Annotated in this window: 3 protein-coding genes and 1 pseudogene; 3 read left to right on the forward strand and 1 reads right to left on the reverse strand. The window is 59.5% G+C overall.

Annotation, left to right across the window (positions count from 1 at the left end; genetic code table 11):
• A partial coding sequence (locus WB528_RS23535) for an oleate hydratase (protein ID WP_423891200.1) occupies positions 1 to 1,058 on the reverse strand: 1,058 nt, incomplete at its 3' end.
• A gap of 112 nt (positions 1,059 to 1,170) precedes the next feature.
• On the opposite strand from WB528_RS23535, the gene WB528_RS23540 reads away from it, so the two are divergent.
• From WB528_RS23540 to WB528_RS23550, 3 genes and pseudogenes are all read left to right on the forward strand, one after another.
• Positions 1,171 to 3,024 (forward strand): AMP-dependent synthetase/ligase, encoded by a 1,854-nt coding sequence (locus WB528_RS23540; RefSeq protein ID WP_423891201.1) that lies wholly within the window; start codon positions 1,171 to 1,173, stop codon positions 3,022 to 3,024.
• 635 nt (positions 3,025 to 3,659) lie between these two features.
• Positions 3,660 to 4,262 carry a hypothetical protein gene (locus tag WB528_RS23545; RefSeq protein WP_423891203.1) on the forward strand — a complete coding sequence of 201 codons (603 nt, stop codon included), beginning with the start codon at positions 3,660 to 3,662 and terminating at the stop codon, positions 4,260 to 4,262.
• 96 nt (positions 4,263 to 4,358) lie between these two features.
• Positions 4,359 to 4,764, forward strand: a pseudogene (locus tag WB528_RS23550) (hypothetical protein); the annotation flags it as partial.

Here is a 4,764-nt window from a genome sequence, read left to right on the forward strand (position 1 = left end):
CCAGTGAACGCTTCCATGCTGTCGAAGAAAGCCGTGTCTCTCAGCGTTACGGCAAAGGACTCCCACCAAGATTCGGGAATGCTGCTGTTGAAAGCCGCCGGATTGCCAAACTCCGGACGGCCCCTGGCCAGTTTCTCCCACAGCGCCCAGCCGCCGCTGTCCTGCTTCGTCAACTGGTCGGGAGGGCGTGTCATCGAACCGAAGCTCGATGCGTCGGTCATCGAGGCATTCTGGAGAAAGACGAGGTCATCGGCGCCCACCGCTATGGTATCGCTTTCGCTCTTGCAGGGATCCCCGACCTTGATCGCCTGGACCACAACGTTGCCGGCTTCGAAAGCCAGATCCAAGTCGGTAACAAAACAGCCCCTTCTGAAATTGACGCCCCTGTCCGAAAGCCACGCCTGAAGCGGCCGGACCAGCGAGTCGAATTGATTGAAGACGGTGCGTTTCACTCCCGCGAGCGTTTCGATGCGCGAAAATTCCTTGATGAACCTGTGCAGGTAGCGCCTTAGTTCCGCTGCGCTGTGCCAGGGCTGAAAGGCAAACGTCGTTGCCCACATGTGCCAGAATGTGGTCGTGAAGAATTCGGCCGACAGCCAGTCGGAGATCCGGTCTGTGCCAAGGTCGGGCTCGCTCGCCATCATCAGTCTGAGCAGTTCCATCCGGTTTGACATCGAGAATCCCATTGAGCTCACGTCGACGATGGCACGGTTCCGGTCCACGAGGCGCGCCCGCGAATGCGACTTGATCTCTTGGTTGAAAGCAACGGTCTCGTCGAAGACGGTCTTGCCTGGATTGACCAGCGACGGGATCGATTTGAACAATCCCCAGGTGCATTCAAAGTTGTCGGTCGTCAGCATGCGCCCGCCACGAAAGGTGTATCCATCCTGATGATCACCGCCCGCATCGAGGCTTCCGCCCAGCACAGGCAGAGCTTCGTAGATCGTGATGTTGCCGCCCGGCAGTCCGCCATCACGGATCATGAAAGCAACCGCAGCGAGAGAGCCGATGCCGCCGCCCACAAGATGAGCTTTCCTGTCTCTCCTGATGGTCACCATTGTTCCTTGCGATCGAGGTCTTTTCCAACCATCGCAAATGACACACCGGAAAGGTCGGATCGCGTTGATTCAGATCAACGAGGAGGAGACCGTTGCATATTGAAATTAAAAGATGGGATTAAAGCCACCAGAGCGGACAGACCTGATATCCCAAGAAGAGGCTGGGACGCTTCCCGGACTGTTCGCCAAACGCGTTGGGCGTAGCCCTGATAACGTCGCTTACTGCGAGCATCGCGACGGGCGTTGGGAAGAGCAGACTTGGCGAGAGATGGCGCAGCGCGTCGCTTGCTTGCGAGGGGCGTTGGCGCGCAGCGGTCTGCGGCCGGGCGATCGCGCCGCGATCTTGCTACCGAATGGCACGGATTGGGTGGCATTTGACCTTGCGGCGACGGCCAACGGCCTGATCACGGTGCCGCTTTATGCGAATGACAGCCCTGAAAACACAGCTTTCATTCTGGAGGATTCGGGAGCCCGGCTCTGCCTTATCGACACCGCCGCGCGATGGAGTACCATCGCGCCGCTCGTCTCTGACGGAACCCTTGAGCACGTCTGGGTGAGGGAGGGGCTCGACGGAGTTTCCGTTCTGCCGTCGAGCCATCGGCGGCTCTCGGCGCTTTGCGGCGCTCTTGCGCAAAGTGAGCCGAACGATAGTGCGTTGCGGTGTGCGCCGCAGGACGTCGCCACTATCATCTACACGTCGGGGACGACGGGCCGCCCGAAAGGCGCAATTCTCTCGCACGCCGCGATCCTTTGGAACGTCGAAGCGAACAGCAAGCTTATTCCCCCGCTACAGAGCGATGTCTATCTCTCGATCTTGCCGCTGGCCCACGCCTTCGAGCGCACGGAAGGTTATTACCTGCCCATGATGGCAGGCTCGCGCGTGGTCTACGCCCGCTCGGCCGAACAATTGCGGGAGGATCTCGTGACTATCCGCCCAACCGTACTCGTTGCTGTCCCTCGGCTCTATGAACGAATCTGCGACGTGGTGCGCCGCGAAGTGGACGTTCATCCACTCATGCGCGGGATCGTTGCGCTGACTGCGCGGCTCGGCTGGGAACTGCATGAATTCCAACACGGCCGTGGCTCAGCCCCTGGCTTCTTTGCAAGGGCGATGCTCTGGCCGTTGCTCGAACGGTTCGTGGCCCGCCCGGTCCTCTCCGCGTTCGGTGGACGCCTGCGCGTGGCGATGAGCGGCGGGGCCGCGCTACCGGCTGCCGCTGCCGAATTCCTGGTCGGACTTGGTTTGCCGATAGTGGAAGGCTACGGGCTGACCGAAGCCGGGCCCGTTGTCACTTCGGCCGCTATCGAGGGCACCTTGCCCGGCTCGGTGGGTCAACCTCTTCACGGCCTTGAAATCAAACTCGGCGAGCAATCGGAACTCATGGTGCGATCACCGGCGGTCATGCAAGGCTATTGGCAAAATCCGCAGGCGACGGCGGAGGCTCTGTCAGCGGATCGCTGGCTCAGAACCGGCGACATCGCGGAGGTCCGAAACGGCAGCGTCTTCATCACGGGCCGGCTGAAGGAAATCATCGTTCTCTCGACCGGAGAGCATGTTCCGCCAAACGCGGTCGAAGCGGCGATCCAGAACGATCCGATGTTCGAGCAGGTGTGCGTCATCGGCGACCAACGGCCTTGCATTGTCGCAGTCTTGGCGCTCAATCGTGAAGCCTGGTTGCGGTTTGCGCGCGACCTTGCGATCGATCCGGCTGACCTCGATGGGCCTGTTGCGACAGATGCTATCCTTTCACGCATCTCCGCTCAGACGCGAAGTCTCTCGCCAATCTGGCAAGTGCGCGCAGTCCTGGCCACCACCACGCCATGGACAATCGAGGACGGAAGCCTGACGCCCACCCTCAAGGTCAAGAGACGAGTGATCGAAGGCCGCTTCAAAAAGCAGATCGATGCGCTATACAGCCGCATCGCCGAGCGAAGGCAATCCGCCGCATCCCGTCGTCGAGCTTGAGAAGCTCGCGGCTTCTTTCGCAGCGACGCTGCAAGCGAAATCTTGCCTGGTCGGGCTACGACCGCTTAACTCGCGACGCTGCCGCGTACAGCCGTCGGCGTCGGCCGGCTCGGCGGAACGATGCCATGACCTCGTGAGATCTTCGCTTGCTTCGGCGCAATCTTCATCGGCGGCACGGCGTGGACGCGTTTGACCGTCTTTACCGAGCCCCGACCGGTTGAACAGGGCAGGGCGGGCAGAGACGGTCCTCACCCGGCTCTCACGGTCGTCGCACGCGAGGCATGATTTCCTGACCTCCGTCGTCGAACATGTTCGGGAAGGTCAGCGCGGGGTGTTCGGATCGTTTCCGGTGCGAAACTCGTGCGGTAAACCCGTGGACATAACCCCGATTTTTCTCCCGTGCCGTCGTGCGCTTCCGACATCTTGCGCTCGTGCTCGATGCTGTCGAACCCGGAAGAAAAGCCCTGGAAGTCGATTGGTAACAATAGTAGGGAATGGGAGGTGATCGTTCGTCGGTACGGTACATCTTGCTATTTTCGATTGAGATCCTGGAATTTGAAGTTGACACATATCAAGAGAAAAGATGGGAGGCATGTTAATTGGGCTAAAGGGGGTTGGTCATATGGAGATGAGCAATGCAGACGCAGGGCAATATCCACTTCTATGTAAATTGGGCCAAGGAACGGCTCGACGAAATGGAAGCCGTACTCACGTCGCTTGAAAGCAAAGTTGCCGAAGTGCAGGGCGATGCCCGCGACAAGGCCAAAAAAGCCCTCGCTGATTTGGGCAAGAGCCGTGATATCTTCAGGGACACCATCAAGAAGCAGGCGGAGGCCAACGAGGCCGCGTGGACCAGTGCAAAGGAAAAACTGGAACCACAATGGAGTTCGTTCGAGACCGAGGTCAGGAAATACGTCGAAACCTTCAGCAGACAATTCGAGCAGCAGCGGGCAACATTCAAACTTCAGTCGGCGGCTCAACTGAAGGCGTGGCGAGAGGCCGCGGACAAGCTTGCCGGCGATACCAACCAATTCGCTGCCGAGCGTCAGGCTGAAATCGATACCGCCGTAAAGCGCATGCAGACCGATGCCGCCGCAGCAGAAGTAAAACTCCAGAAGCAGATGGAGCAGATGGGGACCCAGTCATGGTCCGCGCTGATGGCGGTCTTGACGGAGACCCGCGCTGCGTTCGATCGTGCCAATCAGGCTGCGCGCGACGCTTTCAAGCGAGTTGCCTGATTCGAACAAGTCTATCAGCCGGAGAAACCGCCGAGAGGCGGTTTCTCCATGGCAGAAAGAGTCGACTCCAAGAACTGCCGAAGCGGAGCAGCCGGCATGAGCAGCATGAATGCGGACCCCCGGGATGGTCGATCGGGCCGGCAAACCGTCGTCAGCAATGGGCCACACGTCAGCTTCTGGGTCAGGGAGCTGCCTTTCAGCCTTGTGTTGATCCTGACCTTGCTCGGCGTTGCCTATAGCAGTTTGTTGAGACAACCGATCATGGGCTATTGGGAGTTTCTTGCGCCGGTGATCGGATTAGTCTGTGTCGGCTCCGGATGGTCCAGCGCCAACGAGAGAAACGCGCGAATACAATTGATAGGTACGCAAGCGCTGCACTGGGGCTCGTTCCTGCTCGTGATGAATATGACTCTGTTGCCTGGCGTCCAGGCGATACTCAATTCCAATGCGACGGGGCTCGCCGTTCTCATGTTATTGGCGCTCGGCACCTTTACCGCCGGTG

This window comes from Bradyrhizobium sp. (assembly GCF_049586575.1).
GTDB lineage: Bacteria > Pseudomonadota > Alphaproteobacteria > Rhizobiales > Xanthobacteraceae > Bradyrhizobium.